Annotated in this window: 19 protein-coding genes; 3 read left to right on the top strand and 16 right to left on the bottom strand. The window is 58.4% G+C overall.

Going from position 1 to position 18,488, the window contains the following annotated elements; translation table 11 throughout:
* Position 1: 1 nt before the first annotated feature.
* The 9 genes from ACTQXM_RS00425 to ACTQXM_RS00385 all read right to left on the bottom strand — a co-directional run bounded on the left by ACTQXM_RS00425 (position 2) and on the right by ACTQXM_RS00385 (position 7,198).
* Positions 2-385 carry a (2Fe-2S)-binding protein gene (locus ACTQXM_RS00425; RefSeq protein ID WP_441536787.1) on the bottom strand — a complete coding sequence of 128 codons (384 nt, stop codon included), beginning with the start codon at positions 383-385 and terminating at the stop codon, positions 2-4.
* 189 nt (positions 386-574) lie between these two features.
* Positions 575-1,708 (bottom strand): tyramine oxidase subunit B, encoded by a 1,134-nt coding sequence (locus tag ACTQXM_RS00420; protein WP_441536785.1) that lies wholly within the window; start codon positions 1,706-1,708, stop codon positions 575-577.
* Between the two features lie 6 nt (positions 1,709-1,714).
* Positions 1,715-2,821: a polyamine ABC transporter substrate-binding protein gene (locus ACTQXM_RS00415; RefSeq protein ID WP_441536783.1), complete on the bottom strand. Its 1,107-nt coding sequence runs from the start codon at positions 2,819-2,821 to the stop codon at positions 1,715-1,717.
* Positions 2,822-2,824: 3 nt separating this feature from the next.
* Positions 2,825-3,670: an ABC transporter permease gene (locus ACTQXM_RS00410; protein ID WP_441536781.1), complete on the bottom strand. Its 846-nt coding sequence runs from the start codon at positions 3,668-3,670 to the stop codon at positions 2,825-2,827.
* 3 nt (positions 3,671-3,673) lie between these two features.
* The gene (locus ACTQXM_RS00405; protein ID WP_441536779.1) at positions 3,674-4,609 is read right to left on the bottom strand and encodes an ABC transporter permease; all 936 of its coding nucleotides are present in this window, start codon (positions 4,607-4,609) and stop codon (positions 3,674-3,676) included.
* A gap of 12 nt (positions 4,610-4,621) precedes the next feature.
* Entirely contained in the window at positions 4,622-5,734 is a 1,113-nt protein-coding gene (locus ACTQXM_RS00400) for an ABC transporter ATP-binding protein (protein WP_441536777.1), read from the bottom strand.
* 28 nt (positions 5,735-5,762) lie between these two features.
* On the bottom strand, positions 5,763-6,113 hold the full coding sequence (locus ACTQXM_RS00395) for a P-II family nitrogen regulator (RefSeq protein WP_441536775.1): 351 nt from the start codon (positions 6,111-6,113) through the stop codon (positions 5,763-5,765).
* A 251-nt stretch (positions 6,114-6,364) separates the two neighbouring features.
* Positions 6,365-6,685, bottom strand: coding sequence for a DMT family transporter (locus ACTQXM_RS00390; protein WP_441536773.1), 321 nt, complete (start codon positions 6,683-6,685; stop codon positions 6,365-6,367).
* A gap of 9 nt (positions 6,686-6,694) precedes the next feature.
* Positions 6,695-7,198 (bottom strand): iron-containing alcohol dehydrogenase, encoded by a 504-nt coding sequence (locus tag ACTQXM_RS00385; protein WP_427718555.1) that lies wholly within the window; start codon positions 7,196-7,198, stop codon positions 6,695-6,697.
* Positions 7,199-7,487: 289 nt separating this feature from the next.
* Here ACTQXM_RS00385 and ACTQXM_RS00380 point away from each other — a divergent pair, with 289 nt between their 5' ends.
* A complete protein-coding gene (locus tag ACTQXM_RS00380; protein WP_441547580.1) occupies positions 7,488-9,005 on the top strand; it encodes a Y-family DNA polymerase in 1,518 nt (505 codons plus the stop codon).
* Entirely contained in the window at positions 8,998-9,423 is a 426-nt protein-coding gene (locus ACTQXM_RS00375) for a hypothetical protein (RefSeq protein WP_441048588.1), read from the top strand. The genes ACTQXM_RS00380 and ACTQXM_RS00375 overlap by 8 nt, the downstream gene beginning before the upstream one ends.
* On the opposite strand, the gene ACTQXM_RS00370 is transcribed toward ACTQXM_RS00375, so the two are convergent.
* Together ACTQXM_RS00370 and ACTQXM_RS00365 are read right to left on the bottom strand one after the other, a co-directional pair.
* The gene (locus tag ACTQXM_RS00370; RefSeq protein ID WP_441536769.1) at positions 9,420-11,945 is read right to left on the bottom strand and encodes a hypothetical protein; all 2,526 of its coding nucleotides are present in this window, start codon (positions 11,943-11,945) and stop codon (positions 9,420-9,422) included. The genes ACTQXM_RS00375 and ACTQXM_RS00370 overlap by 4 nt on opposite strands.
* Positions 11,946-12,217: 272 nt before the next feature.
* Positions 12,218-12,436: a heavy-metal-associated domain-containing protein gene (locus tag ACTQXM_RS00365; protein ID WP_441536767.1), complete on the bottom strand. Its 219-nt coding sequence runs from the start codon at positions 12,434-12,436 to the stop codon at positions 12,218-12,220.
* Positions 12,437-12,583: 147 nt separating this feature from the next.
* On the opposite strand from ACTQXM_RS00365, the gene ACTQXM_RS00360 reads away from it, so the two are divergent.
* On the top strand, positions 12,584-12,829 hold the full coding sequence (locus ACTQXM_RS00360; protein ID WP_441041003.1) for a hypothetical protein: 246 nt from the start codon (positions 12,584-12,586) through the stop codon (positions 12,827-12,829).
* A gap of 116 nt (positions 12,830-12,945) precedes the next feature.
* Here the strand turns inward: ACTQXM_RS00360 and ACTQXM_RS00355 are convergent, their stop codons facing one another.
* The 5 genes from ACTQXM_RS00355 to ACTQXM_RS00335 all read right to left on the bottom strand — a co-directional run bounded on the left by ACTQXM_RS00355 (position 12,946) and on the right by ACTQXM_RS00335 (position 18,466).
* A complete protein-coding gene (locus ACTQXM_RS00355; RefSeq protein WP_022094423.1) occupies positions 12,946-13,698 on the bottom strand; it encodes an amino acid ABC transporter ATP-binding protein in 753 nt (250 codons plus the stop codon).
* 12 nt (positions 13,699-13,710) lie between these two features.
* Positions 13,711-15,021: an ABC transporter permease subunit gene (locus tag ACTQXM_RS00350; protein WP_117763786.1), complete on the bottom strand. Its 1,311-nt coding sequence runs from the start codon at positions 15,019-15,021 to the stop codon at positions 13,711-13,713.
* A gap of 167 nt (positions 15,022-15,188) precedes the next feature.
* Positions 15,189-16,049 carry an ABC transporter substrate-binding protein gene (locus tag ACTQXM_RS00345; protein ID WP_118345556.1) on the bottom strand — a complete coding sequence of 287 codons (861 nt, stop codon included), beginning with the start codon at positions 16,047-16,049 and terminating at the stop codon, positions 15,189-15,191.
* A 147-nt stretch (positions 16,050-16,196) separates the two neighbouring features.
* Complete coding sequence (locus ACTQXM_RS00340) at positions 16,197-17,063, bottom strand: deoxyribonuclease IV (protein WP_427747963.1); 867 nt, start codon at positions 17,061-17,063, stop codon at positions 16,197-16,199.
* Between the two features lie 95 nt (positions 17,064-17,158).
* Positions 17,159-18,466: an aldo/keto reductase gene (locus ACTQXM_RS00335; RefSeq protein WP_441536764.1), complete on the bottom strand. Its 1,308-nt coding sequence runs from the start codon at positions 18,464-18,466 to the stop codon at positions 17,159-17,161.
* Positions 18,467-18,488: the final 22 nt, after the last annotated feature.

Raw genomic sequence — 18,488 nt, 5'->3', positions numbered from 1 at the left:
ACTACTCATCCTCCCTTACGGCAGCAGGGCTTGCGGCCGCCTCGGCAACCAAGGCCTCGGCGCGCGGGCCATCCAAATCGAGCGGGGCCACGCCATCTTGCGTACGCACGTCCATACCAGCGGCAAGCGGCGTCATGCATGTGCGCACGTTGGGCTTACCGTCCACGACCATGACGCAGTCGGTACAACGTCCGATCGCGCAAAAGATGCCTCGCGGCTCGTGACGCTTGGCGGTAAAGCGATGGACCTCGACGCCTGCGGCCTTGAGCGCCATGGCAATCGGTTCGCCCTCGTATCCCTCCATCTCAACGCCGTCGTAGGTGAAAACGACTCGACTCCCCTTGCTGGGAGCGCCCAAAATGGGATGTTCGACAATCCTGGACATGGCACCACCAAACCCCTCTCGTTCATCGGTTACCAACAGCGCCTATCCTACGATTTGCCCTGTTAACGAGCAGTTTCCGGTCGATTACCATTCAAACCGAAACAAAGGGAGCTGCAATAAAAAAGGCAAGGGGGACAATCCCTTTGCCTCTTCGACGACGCCATCGTGGCGCATATATCGCATGGCAATTTACGCCAGCGCCGGCGTATCCCAAAGCTTGAGCTCCTGGCCCAACCCCATCTCGACGGCCTTGCGGTAGATCGTAGTGCCCCAGCTCACGTCCTCGGTGTTAATGCCGCCGATGCTAAAGAAGTAGATGTCGTCCTCGCTCGTGCGACCGGGGTCGACGCCGCGCACGATGTCGCCCAGGTCCACTACGCGCTCGCGCGGTAGCATACCGTAGTCGACCATATCGACCCACTCGTTGCCGAGTGTACCGCACACATCAAAGCGACCAATCTCGTCGCGCCAGTCCTCGTACATGGGATACAGGTCGGTCACGCACTTCCATTCGCCCTCGATAAACGGTTCACGGTCGGCATACAGGTCGCTCGGGGCACAGATGAGCGCGCCGGGCTTGACCCACTCACGCTTCACGCGCGGGTATGTCTCGATTCCACCGTTCTCGTTGGTAGCGACACTCACCAGGTCGCTGTCGCGGATGGCTTCCTCCTCGGTTTCGACGATCTGCACGTTTTTAATGCTCGGGAAGTTCTGATGCACGTAGTCCACGTAAGACTCCAGCGAACGGCGCCCACGGCCCTTAACCTTGACCGTCTCGATATCGGGACGCTCCATCAAAAAAGAGCGCAGCGTGGTCTTGTTCATCACGCCCGGGCCGATAATGCCCACCGTGCGCACGTCCTTACGTGCAAGATAGCGCGCACCTACGGCAGGCACGGCGGCCGTACGATAGCTGCTGATAAGGTTTGCGCTCATCAGGGCCAGCGGCGCACCCGTATCGGGATCGTTGAGCATAAGCGTCAGAATCGAGCGCGGCAGGCCCTTCTCGCGATTGTCGACATTGGAGCCATACCACTTAAGGCCGCACATGTTGTAGCTGCCGCCCAGGTAGGAGCACATGGCCATAAAGCGGCGGTCGGGTCCGGCGACGGGCATGTTGGGAAACGGCGAGTACTCTGGGAAGTCCATAAACGCACCGTGGCTGTTCTTGTTCTTGCCGCTCATGCGGTAATCGCCCAGACTCAGCAGCTTAAACTGGTCTTCCATCACATCGATGCAGTGCGCCATATCGGTCGCGCCCGCCTTGATGATATCGGGCTCCGAAAGAAATCTAAAATCGATTTCGGTCGAGTTACTCATATCGATCTATCCTTTCAGATTCGTCCAGATCTTGTCGTATTTACGCAGCACCTTGGGCGGTAGCGCCTCGGTGCGGCGACCATGCTTAAACACGTCGGAAGGCACGTTCTCGACCGGATTGTTTTGGAAATCCTCGTCGAGCAGCTTGATGGCCTCGGTGTTGGGCTGCACATAGGGGTAATCCTCCGAGACCACCTTGGCCACCTCGGGGCGCAGCATGTAGTTGATAAAAGCCAACGCGTTGTCGTAGTGCTTGGCTCCCTTGGGGATACACCAGTTATCGGTACCGATGCCGCAACCCTCGCTGGGAAACGCCACCTGAATCGCCGGGTTATCGCGCTGCGCCAGGGCAATCTCTGCCGTCCAGATAATGCCGGCGATGCAGTCGCCCGACACCAGCGCATTGCGGGGGCTGTCGGAGTCGTACAGTTTAAAGTTCGGTTTGAACTTAGCCGCTTGCTCGGCAATCTTGGCGATACTCTCGTCGTCTTCCTCGTTACCAGTAAGTCCCACCGTCATGCCGGCAACGGCGAGCACCTCACGAAAGTCGTTGAGCGTCACGATATTGCTGCGGAATTTCTCATCGAGCATATCGTTAAAGCTCTCTGGCTTATCGACCTCGTCCTCGTTGTACGCAATTGCGGTGCAGCTGCCCATAAAGGGAATCGAATACTTATTGCCGGGGTCGAATTCCTGGTCCATATATTGCTTGCCGATATTGCCCTTGTTGGTGAGCACCGAAAGATCGAGCGGTTCCAGCAGCTCTTGAGCAATGAGGCTTTTGACCATGTAGTCCGTGGGCTGCAGGATATCGTAGGTGCCCTCGTTTTCGGTCCTCACCTTGGCCAGCATATCCTCGTTGGACGAGTACAGATATTGGTTGATATGGATGCCCGTCTCCTTCTCAAAACCCTCGAGCACCGAATCGGGCACATACTCGGTCCAAATGAAAATGTTGAGCTCGTTGGGGCTGTCGGATTTACCGCATCCCGTCAGGCCACCCGCAGCGCCGGCCGCAAGTCCAGCGGCAGCCAGGCCCAGCGCGCCGCGCAAAAACTGACGGCGCGAGATTTGCTGCCTATGGAAAGCCTCCATCACATCGAAGTCACTCATGTCCTAGCGCCCCCTTTCCTGGCTCAGCTTGGCTGCGGTACGACGCTCACGCCACTTGTCGATCAGCCCGCTTTGAGTTATCACGACGACAAGCACCGTTCCCAACAAGATCAGCGTGGACAGCGCGTTCACATCGGGCACCACGCCGCCCTTGATGGATTGCATCACCTTGAGCGGGAAGGTCAGGTCCTGGCCGTAGACAAAGTAGGACACCACGACGTCGTCGATCGAGAGCGTAAAGGAGAGCAGCGCGCCGCCAGCAATACCCGGAGCCAGCATGGGAAGCGTCACCTTAAAGAACGTGACCAGGCGGTTGGCGCCCAAGTCCATGGACGCTTCCTCGAGCGATGGGTCGTAACCATCCAGACGGGCGCGGACGTTAAAGATCACAAAGCTCACGCAGAATGTGACGTGCGCGATGATCAGGCCCACCATGCCGCGGGGCACGCCAACCTTTACGTAGACCAGCAGCAACGAGATGCCCATGACGATCTCGGGGATAACGACCGGAATGTACAGCAAGCTGTCGATCAGGTTGCGACCGGGAAACTTATAGCGGTACAGGCCCACGGCGCCCAACGTGCCCAGCGCCGTCGCCAGCACCGTCGTGGTGATAGCGAGCAGCATGGTGTTGCCAAAGCTTGTCAGCAGCGGACCGTTCTGGAACAGATGCACGTACCAGCGCAGGCTAAAGCCACCCCAGCTCAGATAGGGCTTCTCGGTATTGCCGTTAAACGAGTTGGCAACCACAATCACAATGGGCAAAAACAGGATTGCATAGATCAGGGCGCAAAAGACGATGCCCGTCCCACGGCTCAACTTATGCTTGGTTTGACGCTTGATTGCCATGGTCTACACCCCCAGGCTTTCCATATCGCCGCCGGCCTTTTGGTAGATCTTGACCAGCAGCAGCGTAATAGCGATGAGCAGAATCGAGAGCGCGGCTCCTAAAGGCCAGTCGTTGGCGCTTTGGAACTGGCGTTGAATCAGGTTGCCGATAACATCGGCGTTGCCGCCGCCCAGGATGTCCGAGATATAAAACGCGCCCAGGCTGGGGATGAACACCATGATGCAGCCCGAGAAGATGCCGCTCATAGTCTGCGGAATCACGACCTTAAAGATCGTGGTCAGCATGTTGGCACCCAGATCAAAACTCGCCTCGATCTGCGACTCGTCGAGCTTTTCGATGGCGGCATAGAGCGGCAGCACCATAAACGGGAACATGTCGTATGCCATGCCAAAGACCGTGCAGGCCTGGTTGTACAGAAACTGAATGGGCTCGCTCGTCGCACCGATTGCCATCAAGAACGTATTGAGCTGGCCGGTCGCCGAAAGAAACGTTCGCCAGCCGTAGATGCGCACCAACGAGTTCGTCCAAAACGGGATGATGATCATCATGTACAGCAACGTCTTTTGAGACTTAAACGTACGGCTGATCAGATAGCTAAACGGATAAGCCAAAACCAGGCAGATGGCAGTGGAGATGGCCGCGATCAGGATGGACTGTCCATAGATCTTGAGATACTCGGGGTCCAGCATGGCTTGGAAGTTATCGAGCGTAAAGCTATAGACCACGTTGTAGTACTGGTCGGTAGAGCAAAAGCCCATGATCAGGATGTAGAGCAGCGGCACCGCGATAAACGCGAGCAGCCACAAGGTGACGGGGCCCACGGTTACCAGCGCCGGCAGCGTGTTGGAGCGAAAACGACGATGGCGCTCGATACGGGCGGCCTCGACGTCGTGCTCGGTGGCGGCAACGGTCGCCGCCATAGTTGCGGTATCGGACATAGCTGTCGCCCCCTAACGCATCTCGGCATTCTCGAGTGCCGAGAAAAAGACCTGGTCAAGCGTCTTGATGGTGCGAGCATCCGCCGGATCCCAGTACAGATAGACCGGACCGTTCTCGGGCAGCTCATCACCGGCCAGGCGCTCCAGGCGCACCTCTTGGCCATCGGGCAGCACCACAATCGCCTTGACCATGGAACCCACGTACACCTGCTCGCGCACCGTGCCCATAAGCGAGAATCCGTCGCGCGGCTCGAGAGCAAACTGCATGCGCTCCGGACGCACCGACACGGCCACGAGCTCGCCAAAGTGAAAGCCCTTGGCATCGGAGCGAATCGTACCGGACTCGAGCGAAATTTCGAGCCCATCGGGCGTATCGGCCGAGACCATACCCTCAAACAGGTTGGTCTCGCCAATGAACGTAGCAACGAACTTGCTGGCAGGTGCCTCGTAAATCTCCTTGGGCGTACCGATTTGCTCCAGCACGCCATCGTGCATGATCGCGATACGGTCGCTCATGGTGAGCGCCTCTTCCTGGTCGTGCGTCACGTAAAGGAACGTGATGTTAAGCTTGCGCTGGAGGCGCTTGAGCTCGAGCTGCATCTGCTTGCGCAGCTTGAGATCGAGCGCACCCAGCGGCTCGTCGAGCAGCAAGATCTTGGGTCGGTTGACCAGGGCACGGGCGATAGCGACGCGCTGCTTTTGGCCACCCGACAGCTGGTCGGGTTTGCGGCCCTCAAAGCCGCCGAGCTGCACCAGATCGAGCATCTCCATTACACGTTCGCGGATTTCGTCCTTGGAGACCCTCTTCATCTTGAGGCCGTAGGCAACGTTGTCAAAGATGGTCATGTGCGGAAACAGTGCGTAGCTCTGGAACACGGTATTCACGTCGCGCTCGAAAGGTTCCTTATCGGCCACGTTGGTGCCGGCGAGCAAAATCTCGCCCGTAGTGGGCTGCTCAAAGCCGGCGACCATGCGCAGCGTCGTCGACTTGCCCGAGCCGGACGAGCCCAGAATCGTCAGGAACTCGCCCTCCTGCACATCGATGGACAGGTCTTTGACCACGTGGTTCTCGCCGTAGAACTTGTTGATGTTCTTAATCTGGACGAGCGGTTGGGTACCGGGCATGGCAATCGCCTTCTCTCGATCCGTTTACCTACAGAGCGGCGTTGCCACGCTCGCCGGTACGGATACGCACGGCATCGGCAATATCGCGGATAAAGATCTTGCCGTCACCCACGCGGCCGTCGGCCATACGCTCGCGAACGGCCGAGATGATGGTCTCGACATCCTGGTCGCGCACGACCACGCTCGCCTGAATCTTGGGCAGCAGGTTGATGTTAATCTTGAAGCCGCGGATCTCGTTGACGCCATCGGTCGAGGCGCCCTTCTGCGTGCCGCAGCCCATAACGGATGAAACGGTCATACCGCCGCAGTGCACCTCGTCAAGAATGGCCTTCAGGCTCTCGAGCATCTCCGGGCGAATGATGAGTACCAGTTCCTTCATGGTTTTCTCCCCTCTTCGGTGGCGGTGAGCGCGCCGGTGCGCGTTCGTTGTTGGGGATTATGCGTGCCAAAACCGCCTGTTTTATTAACGGAGTGTTTTGAAACATGGGCGACGCCGAGCGTTTACGCACGCGCAACATAGGTTGCAAGCTGGCAATATGTTCGTAATACAAAAGAAACGCCGGTCACGCGGAAGTCCATCCGCACGACCGGCGTTCTTTAATTGCTGTAGAGAAGGCGCTGCCCGGCGAGCTACGACGCGCTCGCGAGGTTCACGATCACCACGCCCGCAACACACAAGGCAAGCCCCAAAAGCATCATCGGATTCAGATGGTCGCCAAAGACGAGCGCTGAGATGACCGAGGTGGCGATGATACCCGCAGCGCACCACGTGGCATAGGCGCTCGCAAGATCGAGCACGTTGAGAACGAGAGAAAATAGATAGAAGCTCAGGCCGTACAGCGCGATTGTCGCCACGCTGGGCGCCAGCACGGTAAAGCCGTGCGTGGCCTTGAGCGCCGACGATGCACCGATTTCGCAAGCTATAGCAACAGCAAGCTGAACATACGGCATAACGCCCTCCTACGCCGCGGCGCACACGCTGCCGAGCAACTCACGCAGAGGAGACCCAATGCCCTCAAGCAGTTCGGGCGCGATGATGGCAAAAACGGGAACCTCACCGGCCCCCACGACGGCAGGCACTTTGCCCTCCGAGACAATGCATCCATAAGGGACAAAACCGTCTTCGCCGGCATCGAGCGCCGCCATGCGACGCGCGAGTTCGCGCGCAAAGCCGGCAGTATCGGCATCGCCGATCGCCAGGACAAAGTCCACGCCTTCGTCGGTCGCCAGGGCCACAGCTTCGTCGATCAGCTCGTCTCCCCCGTCGCCCTCAACCGAGCCGCAACGAAAAAGCACGCGCTCGAGCAGAGCTCGGTCAAGCGAGCCGAGCGCCGCCGAGACAAGCTCATCGCGCGTATGTTTGTCGCCACCCAGCACCACCAGCGCCTTGGTGCCGCCGTAGTGAGCGACCAATCGTCCACACCAGCGAGCCACGTCTCCATCCGCAACAAGGCGCGTCGGCATACCAAACCCATAGTTGACCATTATCCCCACAACCCTTCCGTGCTTTATGGTGGTATCGATCGCTAGGCTCATGCTACGAAGCGAGGTTTTCCGAGCTGTTTCGCGCTCTTTAGAGCTGCGTTAAAACCCGATGCAACCGCCCGACCATACCTGCCAAAAAGGGACAGGTTTGTTTTGGTCGGTCAAGCGTTTTACCTACCAAAATAAACCTGTCCCTTTTTGGCAGGTTTTGACGATGTCCGGACGAGCGGGTATTATCGAACATGTATTCGATAAGAACATGTGTTTGATGGGAGGACGCGTGGGGCACGGGCGTCACACCTATATCTGCATCGACCTCAAGACGTTTTACGCCAGCGTCGAGTGCGTTGACCGCGGGCTCGATCCGCTCACCACCCACCTGGTCGTTGCCGACGAATCACGCGGGCGTACGACCATCTGCCTCGCCATTACCCAGGCCATGAAGGACCTCGGGATACACAACCGCTGCCGCCTGTTCGAGATTCCCGACGGAATCGACTACATCAAGGCCGCACCGCGCATGCAGCACTACATGGAGGTGTCGGCGCAGATCTACGGTATCTACCTGGAATACGTCAGTCCGCAAGACGTTCACGTCTACTCAATTGACGAGTGCTTTATCGACGTGACACCCTATCTAGAGCTCTACCATACCAATGCCAAAAGCTTTGCCTGCATGCTGCGCGATGAGGTCCTCGCGCGCACCGGCATCACGGCGACAGTCGGCATCGGCCCCAACCTATTCCAGGCCAAGGTGGCGCTCGACATTACCGCTAAGCACGTACCCAGCCGCATCGGTATACTCGACGACGAAACCTTTCGCAAGGAGATCTGGCCCCATCGCCCCATCACCGATATCTGGGGTATCGGCCCCGGCGTGGCAGCCCGCCTCGAAAAGTACGGGGTATACGATCTGATGGGTGTCGCCGCGCTCGACGAAAATCTGCTTTACGACGAACTCGGCGTCAATGCCGAGTATCTCATCGACCACGCCTTTGGGCGCGAGCCGACAACTATCGCCGATATTCAGGCCTATCGCCCACAGGCAACTTCAACCACCACAGGACAAGTGCTCTCGAAGGGTTATGCCTACGAGCAGGCCTACACCATCTTGCGCGAGATGGTCGATGCCGCCGTACTGGACTTGGTCGATAAGCACGCGGTCTGCGACAGCATCTCGCTCTTTGTGGGTTACGCGAGCGAGCGCGCCGACATACGCCGCCTCGACGCCAGCGGCACAGCGCAATATGTAGACGGATGCGGACATTTGCGTTCGAGCACGTCGAGCATCGAACCCGCCGCAACCGCCGGCCCCGAGCTCACACCCCGTGCACCCAAGCCCGTCCAGCGCGATGACGAACGGCGCCGTCTGGTGCGCGAGGCACAGGCAATCGACGGCATCTTTGTGGGAGAGCATGGCGGCAAACCGCGTGGCGGCTATGCCGCGCTCTTTGCGCACTCTAACGCTTCGCGCAAGCTGCCCGAGCGCACCAATTCGTTTAAGAAGATCATGGGCCATTTCGATGAGCTCTGGGCGCAGACCGTCGATCCCAAACGACCGGTCAAGCGCATCAATTTGGGCTTTGGCAACCTCATGCCCGAGGAATTTGCCACCATCGATCTGTTTAGCGATGTTAAGGCCGATGAACGCGAGCGTGACCTGGCCCGCGCCGTTCTGGCCGTGAAGGGCAAGTACGGCAAGAACGCCCTGGTCAAGGGATTAAGCTTTACCGCCGGCGCCACCGCACGCGAACGCAACGATCAGATAGGAGGACATCGTGCCTAAGGCCCAACAACAGCCGATGCGGCCACCGACACCTTTTGAACGCCTGGCGGACCCCGATGGAAGGCGTCGCGCCGCCGACCCCAGGCTCACCGCCAACGGTGCCGTTCGCGCCAACCGTGCCGCGCAGTTTATGCCCTTTGCCGCCCTCACGGGATACTATGAGCTCGTGCGCAAACAAGAGATCTCTGTTGAGCCCAAATGCGAACTCACGGAAGAAAAAGCCCTCGAACTTTCAAAAAAGCTCGAGGGCCTCAAACGCGGCGACTTGGTGCGCGTCACTTATTACGATACATACGGCTATCGTAGCCGCACCGGCATTCTCGACGAAGTGCTCCCCGCGTTCAAGCTGCTCAAACTCCGAGACATCGCCATCGGCTTCGACGATATCCAAGACATCGAGCTGCGCGGCCGAGCCTAGCAGCGAGAGCGCTTGCGCAGGACGAGGGCGACGCCAAGCACTGCGGCAGCCGCAACCAGCAGCCCCAAGACCAGCGTGAAGGTCGAGTCGCCGGCATGGGGCAGCGAGCCGTCCTTCGGAGCCTTCTTGGTGGTCGTCGCGACGGTGGTCGTGGTGCTGCTCGACTGGCCGTTGCCGCCCGTCTGGCTGCCGCCAGGCTGATCGCCGCCGCCCGGCTGCGAGGGATCCGTGGGCTCCGTCGGGTCCGGGGTACCGGGCTCAACCGGACTCTCCGAATTCTCCTTGCGCTGAATCCAGACCTGGCAACCATAGAACGGGTTGGCGGTACCAAGACACAGACCCTGGTTGGTCACCGCAAAGGTGCGCAGGCCATGGTTATACGGATCGTTAAAGCCGTTGGTCGTCAACGTCGTAAAGTTCACGCCGTCCTCGGTCACATACATATCAAAGCCGCGCTCGGCATTGCGCAGGTAGTACATGCACGTAAGGACACTCTGCAGCTTCTTGAGGTTCTCCTTGCTCAGCAGCTTGTCGAGCGCATCCTGAATATCGCCCGGCAGCTCGGTGCCATAGGCATCCTCGTACTGCTGCTTCAGGCTCTCATAGCTATCGAGCATGTCCTGATACTGGTCGGCAAAGGACTTGAAGTACGCGATCTCGCTATCGATCTTCTGAACATAAGCGGCGTCGTCCTCAAAGTCCTGGGACATCGTCGCGGCCTGATTGCAAAGGTCGCCCGCGGCCCCATCCAACGCATCGCTCAGATCGCCAAAGCCCTTAGCAACCTCAGTCTTCTCGTCATCGACATCGGCAGCTTCCTTCGAATCATCAACATCGGCGGCTTCGTTCGAATCATCGTCCGTAAGCGTGTCCACAGGAACGATGGGGGCATCGGACGATTTCTTGTCGAGCAGGTGATCGAGCAGGTCCCTAAGGCGCTGAACCTGAGAGTCCCACTCCTCGGGCGTCATATCGATAATGTCGCCGTTGGAGAACTGGCCGATCGGCTCAAGCAGACTCGCGGTATCAAAGGTACCGATATACAGCTTGCCGTCGAACTTCTGCATGCGCCAAATGTACTGGTTCTCGTTTCGGCCAAAGCCCGAAGCCAGGCCGGAGATACCGCCCTCGGGGAACATGTCGGTGGGATCGCCAACGACGAGCTCCATGTTCTCGTCCTTGTCCATGCGATAGATGCTGACCGACTGCTCAAGATTGGCATTCACAAACGAGCAGTCAACACCGCCCATGCTGCTCTTGCCGCCCTCTTCGGCGTTGGATTTGTTGAACAGGATGCGCTCGAGAGCAATCTCCTCGTCGTTATATTCACCGATATAGAGGTAATCGTTGTAGACGATGAGGTTGGCGGCACCAGAACGGGTGCGGGCAGGATCGATGCCAAAGCAGTACCTCGCATCGTCCGTCTCCTGGTCGCCGACAATCGGAGTCCACGTATAGCTGCCGTCGGCGTTCTTGTCGCCACGAACCATGGCAAACGACCGCATGGAATTATCATCGGGAGCATTCTCGGGCGTGCCGGTGCAGATGGTCGCATAGAGATGGCCATTGTACGAGACCATATCCCAAATGGCGCCGCCGTAGATGCTGTCCTGATAGCGAATCGCCGGATAGCCAAACAGCGTGTTCGAGTTGGCGATCTCGGTGAAGCTGCCCTGGCCCTTCGAGGGGTCAGACGACGTCAGGATTGTCGACACAAACTTACCGGCCGCGTCTTTACCCACATTGCTGATGACGAGCTGGCCATCATGGACGCACATGCCGCGGATACCGGTAGAAATGCCCTGCTTGTAGGCGGCACCGTAATCCTGCATGCTCGAAAGGCCCTGATAGACAACTTTGTACTCATCCGTCTTGGGATCGATCTCGTATACAGCAGGCAGGCCGCCCTTGCCGCCCTTGGTCACGACGCTGCCGCAGAAATAGAGCTTGCCCTTATAGCTCACGGCGTTGCGGAACAAAGGAGCGACGCCGTTGAGCGATTCAGAGAGTAGCAGCTTGGTCTCACCGGTCTTGGTGTTGATCTTGACCAAGATGCCGCGACTGTCCTTGTCGGCCGTGCCGTCCTCCTTCTGCTGTCCATAGAAGAAGGTGCCGTTAAACATGGCCTCCAGCGTCAGGCGCATGGTCTCGGCATCAAAGGAATCGCCCAGCGAGCTGTTCATGAGCGTAAGCGTGTTGCCCATCGCCGCATAGCAGGTGCCCACATAAAGCCAGTCACCATAGCTCGCAGCCGCCCAAGCGTAGCTCTGGCCGCGATCGCCTTCGTTATTGGCCGTGTTACCGTCGGTACCCGGGACGGCAACGACACCGTCACCCTGGTAGTCGACGATGCCATCCGGCTGCGACGTTCCTACCGTAGGATGCGAGAGTTTCTCAAAGGAGTACCCATTTCCCGCATTGTAGGTAACGGCACCCGAAGCGTCTTCGGCATGCGCCGGCAACGGCGATACCAAGATAGCGGCAAGCGCTGCCACCAAGCCAAGTGCTCCCACTCGTCTCATAAGGCTATAGCCTCCCCTGTCCTAAAGCCCAGCTTTAGCATTCTTCATTTCTGTCCACGGTTAATTGCAATCTGAGCACAGTAATAATTAGTGGTAAAATTATACATCGTAATTTTTGGACGGGTTAATGGATGCTCAATTGGTAGTGTATTCCGCGCAAATCTTCACCGAACTCCACTTTTGCCGCATCTAAAGGTTATTTTTTGCGAAACTTTTTGGTTGCCGATAGTCATAATGGGCAGGAGGCCGGTATCCACCGGAGTGGGCAACGCCTACATTTTCATAACGTAATAGCCCGCGCCCCTCACTGCCGTCTCGAGTGTGTCGCGATCGACCGGGCGCTTAGAGCGTACGCGTGTCGCGTGGTCTGTATACGTCACTGTGGCCCAAATGCCATCGAGAGCGTTGAGGGCGTTCGTCACATTTTGCGCGCAGCCGCCGCAGCTCATACCGCCAATAAGCAGCTCATCGCTATAGGGGTAGTGAGACACATCGGTGTCCGCGACCGCGACCCTCTTGACCTTCTTTCTGCCCGCCCCATCGCCGCAACAGCATTTGCCATGCGTCGATGCGACAATACGCCGGAATCCAAAAAATAAGCCGGCGGCTATGACGCCCTCGCTTTCGGCTGCCCCGCCATGGGCTCCGAGGAGCTCGAGTACGATGAGTTCCAGCCGATGTGGGACGAAGTCAAGGAGACCCTCGGCGACAAGAAGGTCGTCCTCTTTGGCTCCTATTCTTGGGCCGAGGGCGAATGGATGGACAACTGGAAGGCGGACGCCGACGAGGCCGGCGTCCACGTCGTCGATTCCGTCATCTGTTATGACGCCCCCGACGATGAGGCAGAGGCCGCCTGTCGCGCCCTTGGAGCCGAGCTCGCCTAACGGCGATAAGCTCCGCCCATACGCGGCTCTGCACCAAAACACATGCGCATCCCAACAAAAACGGGGCTGGATCCAAATCCAGCCCCGTTATCTGCTATGTCAGCCACATAAAGCAGCTACGAGATGTTGCCCAAAAACGCCTTGGTGCGCTCGCTCTTGGGATGGTCGAAGACCTCGCTCGGCGTGCCCTCCTCCACGATAACGCCGCCGTCCATAAAGACGACGCGGTCGGCGACGTCGCGGGCAAAGCCCATCTCGTGCGTCACCACGATCATCGTCATGCCGTCACGCGCAAGATCGCGCATGACACCCAGAACGTCGCGGACAAGCTCGGGGTCGAGCGCCGACGTGGCCTCATCAAAGAGCATCACGTGCGGGTTCATCGACAGGGCGCGGGCGATGGCCACGCGCTGCTGTTGACCGCCCGAAAGCTGGCTCGGCATAAAATCGATGCGCTCGGCCAGACCGACCTTGGTCAGCTCCTCGACGGCAATCTTCTCGGCCTCTTCCTTGCTGCGCTTGAGCACCTTTTGTTGCGCAAGCATGACGTTCTTTTTGACCGACAGGTGCGGGAACAGATTGAACTGCTGAAACACCATGCCCAAGTGCGTACGCACCTTATTGAGGTCGACGCCCTTGGCGCACACATCCACGCCCTCAACGACAATCGAGCCGCTCGTGGGCTCCTCAAGACGGTTAATGCAGCGAAGCATCGTCGACTTGCCCGAGCCCGAGGGGCCCAGGACCACGACGACCTCACCCTTGTGCACATCCAGATCGATGTCGCGCAGGACCACGTTATCGCCAAAGGCCTTCTGGAGATTCTTGATGCTGACGACGACCTCGTTCGAGTTATTGGTTTCGCTCATAATAGAACCTCCTTACAGACCTGCAATATGATCGGCGGGTGTCGCGACAACCTGTCCGGCGCTCTTGGTGGGACGCTTCTTTTTGGTTTCGGCCGTCCCCAGAAGTCTCGCCTCAAGACCGCTCACCAAGCGCGCAAGCGGCAGGGTAATGACCAGATAGAACAGGGCGGCAACCACATACGGCGTGATGGAGCCCGTCGTCGCCACGATGGTGCGGGCGTTCATGACGATCTCGACCACGCCCACGGCGGCGAGCAGCGACGTATCCTTGTAAAGCAGGATAAACTCGCTGGTCAGCGTAGGCAGGACATTGCGGAACGTCTGCGGAATCATAACGTAGAGCAACGTCTGGAAGGCATTCATGCCCAGCGAGCGGGCAGCCTCGTTTTGGCCCTTGGGAATCGACTGAATACCGGCACGGAAGATCTCGCACAGGTACGCAGACGAGTTCATGGCCATGACGATAACGCCCAAGACGTAGTCGTCCACCTTGACGCCGGCAAGTGGCAGGCCAAAGAACGCGATATAGATCTGCAGGAACGCCGGCGTACCACGGATGATATTCACGTAGATGCCGGCAAGACAGCGCAGGATGCGCGACTTGGAGATGCGCATGAGCGACAAGGCAAAGCCAAAGGGGATTGCCAGCGGAAACGCCACAAGCACGATCGAGAGCGACATAAGGAAGCCCTTAAATACGACCGGCAGGCTCTGGACCAAAATGACCGGGTTCAAGAACAGGCGCAGGAACATATTGGAATTCCAAGCCTCGACCCACGGCTGTTCCTTAAGATCGGCCTGGAAGTTATCGAAGGCCGTCACGCCCTTAATCTCGACGGAAGGAATCTTGGAAATCTTCTTGGTCGAACCGTCGGCGAGCGTATAGGTGCCGCTAAAGGCCTCGTCGCCGCCTTCGACGGGGAAGGTCACGCCGTACACCTCGACACGGAAAAAGCCGCCGGCAGGCGCCGTCTCGCCAAAGTCGATCTTGAGCGTCTGGCCATCAGCCGTGCACGTGGGCTTCATGGGTGTGCGATCCATGAGGTCCTCGCCCGAGAGCATCGTCAATCGCGTGTCATCGGTACCAAACGTCGTGCCGTCGACAAACGTCAGCGAAAGACCGCTCAGCTCCTCGTCGGCGTCGGCCTGAACTTCCCAAGTAATACGTGTCTCGGTGCCGCCGACCACATCGCTGCCCGAACCGGTGTTGGGTCGGGCGGTAATCTTTGCGGTCTCAAGCGCTTGGGCAGTCGAGGGTGCAGATGCCCCCACGCACACCAGCGCGAGCGCCACGGCCATGACGCAGGCTAGCTTTTGGAGCAAGGCGGGTAGTGAAGAACGCTGCCCAGCGGCCCCTTTGTTCAGTCGAGACAAGGTGGCTCCTATCGTAGAAGTTGCCGGCAAATAGAGACGGAAACACTCTCCGTCGAGAGAAGCGCAAAGGCCCTCTCCGCTAAACGGAAAGGGCCCACACGCAATCAAGTATCTGTTTACTTGATGTTGTACTTAGCCATGAGGGCGTCAACGGTACCGTCGTCGGTCAGGTCCTTGATGGCCTGGTTGATGTCGTCCTTGAGCTTGGTGTTGCCCTGGTTGATGGCAATGGCGTACTCCTCGCCGGTGCTGATCTGTTTAACCGTGTGGCAGGTGTTGAACTGCTCGGCGGTCAGCTGGCTGGCAACGGAGCGGTTGGTGACTACGGCATCGCCCTTATCGGACTGCAGGGCGCTGAAGCACTCGGTAGCGTCCTTGTAGGGGACGATCTTGGCCTTGGGGAAGTTCTCCTGGGCAAAGGCCTCGGCGGTCGAGCCAGACTGGACGATGATGGTAGCGTCGGCGTTGTTGAGCTTCTCGCTGTAATTGTCGGCCGTGATGTCGGTGTTGTCGACCTTGGTCACGATAGCCTGATCGTCCATGTAGTAGGAATCGGAGAAAGCGACTTCCTTCTCACGCTCGGGCGTGTCGGTGATAGCCGCAATGGAGACGTCATACTTGGTGCCCGAAGCGACGCCGGGGACGAGCGTGTCGAAGTCGTTGTTGACGTACTCGACATCCAGGCCCAGCTTGTCGCCGATAGCCTTGATGAGCTCAAGGTCAAAGCCCTGATAATCGCCGTTGTCATCCTTGTACTCAAACGGAGCGTACTCGGCAGAGGTGCCGACGGTCAGCGTACCGTCCTTGACGAGCGCGTACTCCTTGGAGCCGTCGACCTTCTCGACCTTAGCGTCGTCAGAGCTGCTGGAACCGGCATCAGAACCAGAGGTGGCGTTGGACGAGCCGCAGCCCGTCAGTGCGAGGGCAAGCGCCATGGCGCCCGTGGCGGCAAATGCGCCAAGCTTCTTCAGCTTCATAATCAGTCTCCTTCCAATGGCCCCATGTGATTCAGGGGCCTGCAAAAACTGAGGGCTATTATGCACCCGCGTGAGAGAATCTGCAATTAGAAAACTGATTGAAACAAACCCATAACGTGAATGGAACACTCCACTTTATGACAGTCATTACTGCTGCAATGACCTTAATAGTTTAATTTCAGCCGCATAACCTGCAAGTTCGTTCGGCGTTTCCAAAATGAATGGCAGTGATCGCAGGCAGCTATTCGATACAATATTCTGCATAACTTGCATTCCACCGCCAAGTTCCTCGCTGCCGAGGTAACCCTTGCCGATGCACTCATGCCGGTCCTTATGGGCACCGCGGGGATTCTTGGAATCATTGATATGCACAGCGCGCAGGCGCTCGATACCCACCACACGATCGAACTCGTCGAGCACACCGTCAAGATCTTGGACGATATCATAGCCGGCGTCATTTACATGGCAGGTGTCCAGGCAAACGCCCAGCTTGGCCGACAGCTCGGGGCGCCTGTCAGCAACGCCCTCGATGATGATCGCCAGTTCCTCAAAGCTGCGGCCCACCTCGGTGCCCTTGCCAGCCATGGTCTCGAGCAGCACCGTCGTCTGCTGGCCCTCAAACATCACCTGGCACAGGGTGTCGACGATCATCTGAATGCCGGCGTCGGAGCCCTGTCCCACATGCGCACCGGGATGGAAATTGTAGTAGTTACCGGGCAGCGCTTCCAGACGCTGCAGATCCTCAGCCATGGCCTCCAGGGCAAACTCGCGCGCCCGCTCTTTGGCCGAGCAGGGGTTATAGGTATACGGAGCATGGGCCACGAGGGGACCAAAATCGTTTTGTTCCATAAGCTCGCGCAGGGCCGCCACGTCATCAATGTCAAGGTCTTTCGCCTTGCCGCCGCGCGGGTTGCGCGTAAAGAATGCAAAGGTATTGGCGCCAATGGATAGCGCCGTCTCCCCCATCGCCCGATAGCCCTTCGTCGTGGATAGGTGACACCCAATCGTCAGCATCCCCAGCTCCCCCTCATCAGTTACGGTGGAATAGTTCCTGTTGATGCCTTATTCTGCCGCAAACAGGAACTATTCCACCGCAAGTTATAAAAGGGTCATGAGGAGCGCGTTTTGCCGAAGGCCTTAAGCGCCGCCGTCACGGGGCCAGGCTGGAAACGTCGGCGCACATCGTCGAGACGCTCGGGAATATCGATGTGCTGCGGGCAGTGGCGTGCGCATTTGCCGCACTTGACGCAATTGCTCACCAACTTGGGCTCGCTTGTCCGCACCGCACTCGCCGTAAAGTACTGCGATAGACCCGTAAACCAGCTGTGCGCATAGCTTGCGTTGTAGGCGGCAAAACACCCAGGAATATTGATGCCTTTAGGACACGGCATGCAATAGCCGCATCCCGTGCAGGGCACGCGATTCGATTTTTCAAACTCCGTCAGCACGTGCGCGATGGCATCGAGCTGAGTAGCTGTCATCGAATCCGGCAGGGCCCGATCGGCCAACGCCGCGTTCTCATCCACCTGCGCGGTATCGGTCATACCCGAAAGCAGCATCGTCACCTGAGGATGATTCCACACCCACGAAAGCCCCCAAGCGGCAGGAGTGCACAAATGCGGGTCACGGGCGCTATCGAGCACAGCGCGGGCCCGCGGCGGCAGCTTGCCCGCCAGGCGTCCGCCCAAAAGCGGCTCCATCACAAACACCGCGAGGCCTCGCTCGGCGGCGGCCATGAGCCCCGCCGTTCCCGCTTGGTAACGCTCGCCGGCATAGTTGTACTGTATCTGGCAAAAATCCCAGTCATATGCGTCAAGCATCGTCAGGAAATCCGCCGCGCTGCCGTGATACGAAAAACCAATCTGGCGAATGCGCCCCGCCGCCTTTTGACGCGCGATCCAGTCCTCGATGCCCAACGCCACCACACGTTCCCACTGGGCGGGCGAGGTGATGTTGTGTATAAGGTAGTAGTCGATATGGTCAGTCCGCAAACGGTGCAGTTGCTCGTCGAAGATGCGGTCGAAATCATCCGCGCACTTGCACGAAGCGTGCGGCAACTTCGTCGCCAGCAACACCCGGTCACGCAGCCCCAAGCGCTCAAGCGAGGCGCCCACGCACGCCTCGTTACCGGGATAGAGATACGCGGTATCCAGATAATTAATCCCCTGCTCCACCGCACGGGAAATGATAGTATCGGCTGTCTTCGCATCCGGACGTCCCGGCGCACCAGGAAATCTCATGCAGCCCAGACCCAGAGCGGATATTCGGTTACCACTTTTGGGGTCAACGCGGTATTGCACGGCCCCTCCCTTCGCCATCAGCGCCCCGGCAAGGCGAAACACAATGGTCACGCGGCCGAAACATCGTGGAATCGCAATCGAGAACGTATCGTAACCCAACAGAAATCGAGTCGTCATGGCAGCGCTTTAACATCAGCAA

Origin of the sequence: Collinsella sp. LCP19S3_D3 (assembly GCF_052121455.1) — a bacterium.
Lineage (GTDB): Bacteria > Actinomycetota > Coriobacteriia > Coriobacteriales > Coriobacteriaceae > Collinsella.
The sequence above is the reverse complement of the archived record's forward strand: the minus strand, read 5'-3'. Positions and strand labels throughout refer to the sequence as shown.

What these genes read in the sequence shown, in the direction of transcription:
- ACTQXM_RS00340 (WP_427747963.1), bottom strand. Translation starts at nt 17,063, where the DNA reads ATGCTGACGATTGGGTGTCACCTATCCACGACGAAGGGCTATCGGGCG.
- ACTQXM_RS00395 (WP_441536775.1), bottom strand. Translation starts at nt 6,113, where the DNA reads ATGAAGGAACTGGTACTCATCATTCGCCCGGAGATGCTCGAGAGCCTG.
- ACTQXM_RS00415 (WP_441536783.1), bottom strand. Translation starts at nt 2,821, where the DNA reads ATGAGTGACTTCGATGTGATGGAGGCTTTCCATAGGCAGCAAATCTCG.
- ACTQXM_RS00425 (WP_441536787.1), bottom strand. Translation starts at nt 385, where the DNA reads ATGTCCAGGATTGTCGAACATCCCATTTTGGGCGCTCCCAGCAAGGGG.
- ACTQXM_RS00400 (WP_441536777.1), bottom strand. Translation starts at nt 5,734, where the DNA reads ATGCCCGGTACCCAACCGCTCGTCCAGATTAAGAACATCAACAAGTTC.
- ACTQXM_RS00385 (WP_427718555.1), bottom strand. Translation starts at nt 7,198, where the DNA reads ATGCCGACGCGCCTTGTTGCGGATGGAGACGTGGCTCGCTGGTGTGGA.
- ACTQXM_RS00345 (WP_118345556.1), bottom strand. Translation starts at nt 16,049, where the DNA reads ATGAAGCTGAAGAAGCTTGGCGCATTTGCCGCCACGGGCGCCATGGCG.
- ACTQXM_RS00360 (WP_441041003.1), top strand. Translation starts at nt 12,584, where the DNA reads ATGGGCTCCGAGGAGCTCGAGTACGATGAGTTCCAGCCGATGTGGGAC.
- ACTQXM_RS00370 (WP_441536769.1), bottom strand. Translation starts at nt 11,945, where the DNA reads ATGAGACGAGTGGGAGCACTTGGCTTGGTGGCAGCGCTTGCCGCTATC.
- ACTQXM_RS00410 (WP_441536781.1), bottom strand. Translation starts at nt 3,670, where the DNA reads ATGGCAATCAAGCGTCAAACCAAGCATAAGTTGAGCCGTGGGACGGGC.
- ACTQXM_RS00405 (WP_441536779.1), bottom strand. Translation starts at nt 4,609, where the DNA reads ATGTCCGATACCGCAACTATGGCGGCGACCGTTGCCGCCACCGAGCAC.
- ACTQXM_RS00420 (WP_441536785.1), bottom strand. Translation starts at nt 1,708, where the DNA reads ATGAGTAACTCGACCGAAATCGATTTTAGATTTCTTTCGGAGCCCGAT.
- ACTQXM_RS00380 (WP_441547580.1), top strand. Translation starts at nt 7,488, where the DNA reads ATGGGAGGACGCGTGGGGCACGGGCGTCACACCTATATCTGCATCGAC.
- ACTQXM_RS00355 (WP_022094423.1), bottom strand. Translation starts at nt 13,698, where the DNA reads ATGAGCGAAACCAATAACTCGAACGAGGTCGTCGTCAGCATCAAGAAT.
- ACTQXM_RS00390 (WP_441536773.1), bottom strand. Translation starts at nt 6,685, where the DNA reads ATGCCGTATGTTCAGCTTGCTGTTGCTATAGCTTGCGAAATCGGTGCA.
- ACTQXM_RS00335 (WP_441536764.1), bottom strand. Translation starts at nt 18,466, where the DNA reads ATGACGACTCGATTTCTGTTGGGTTACGATACGTTCTCGATTGCGATT.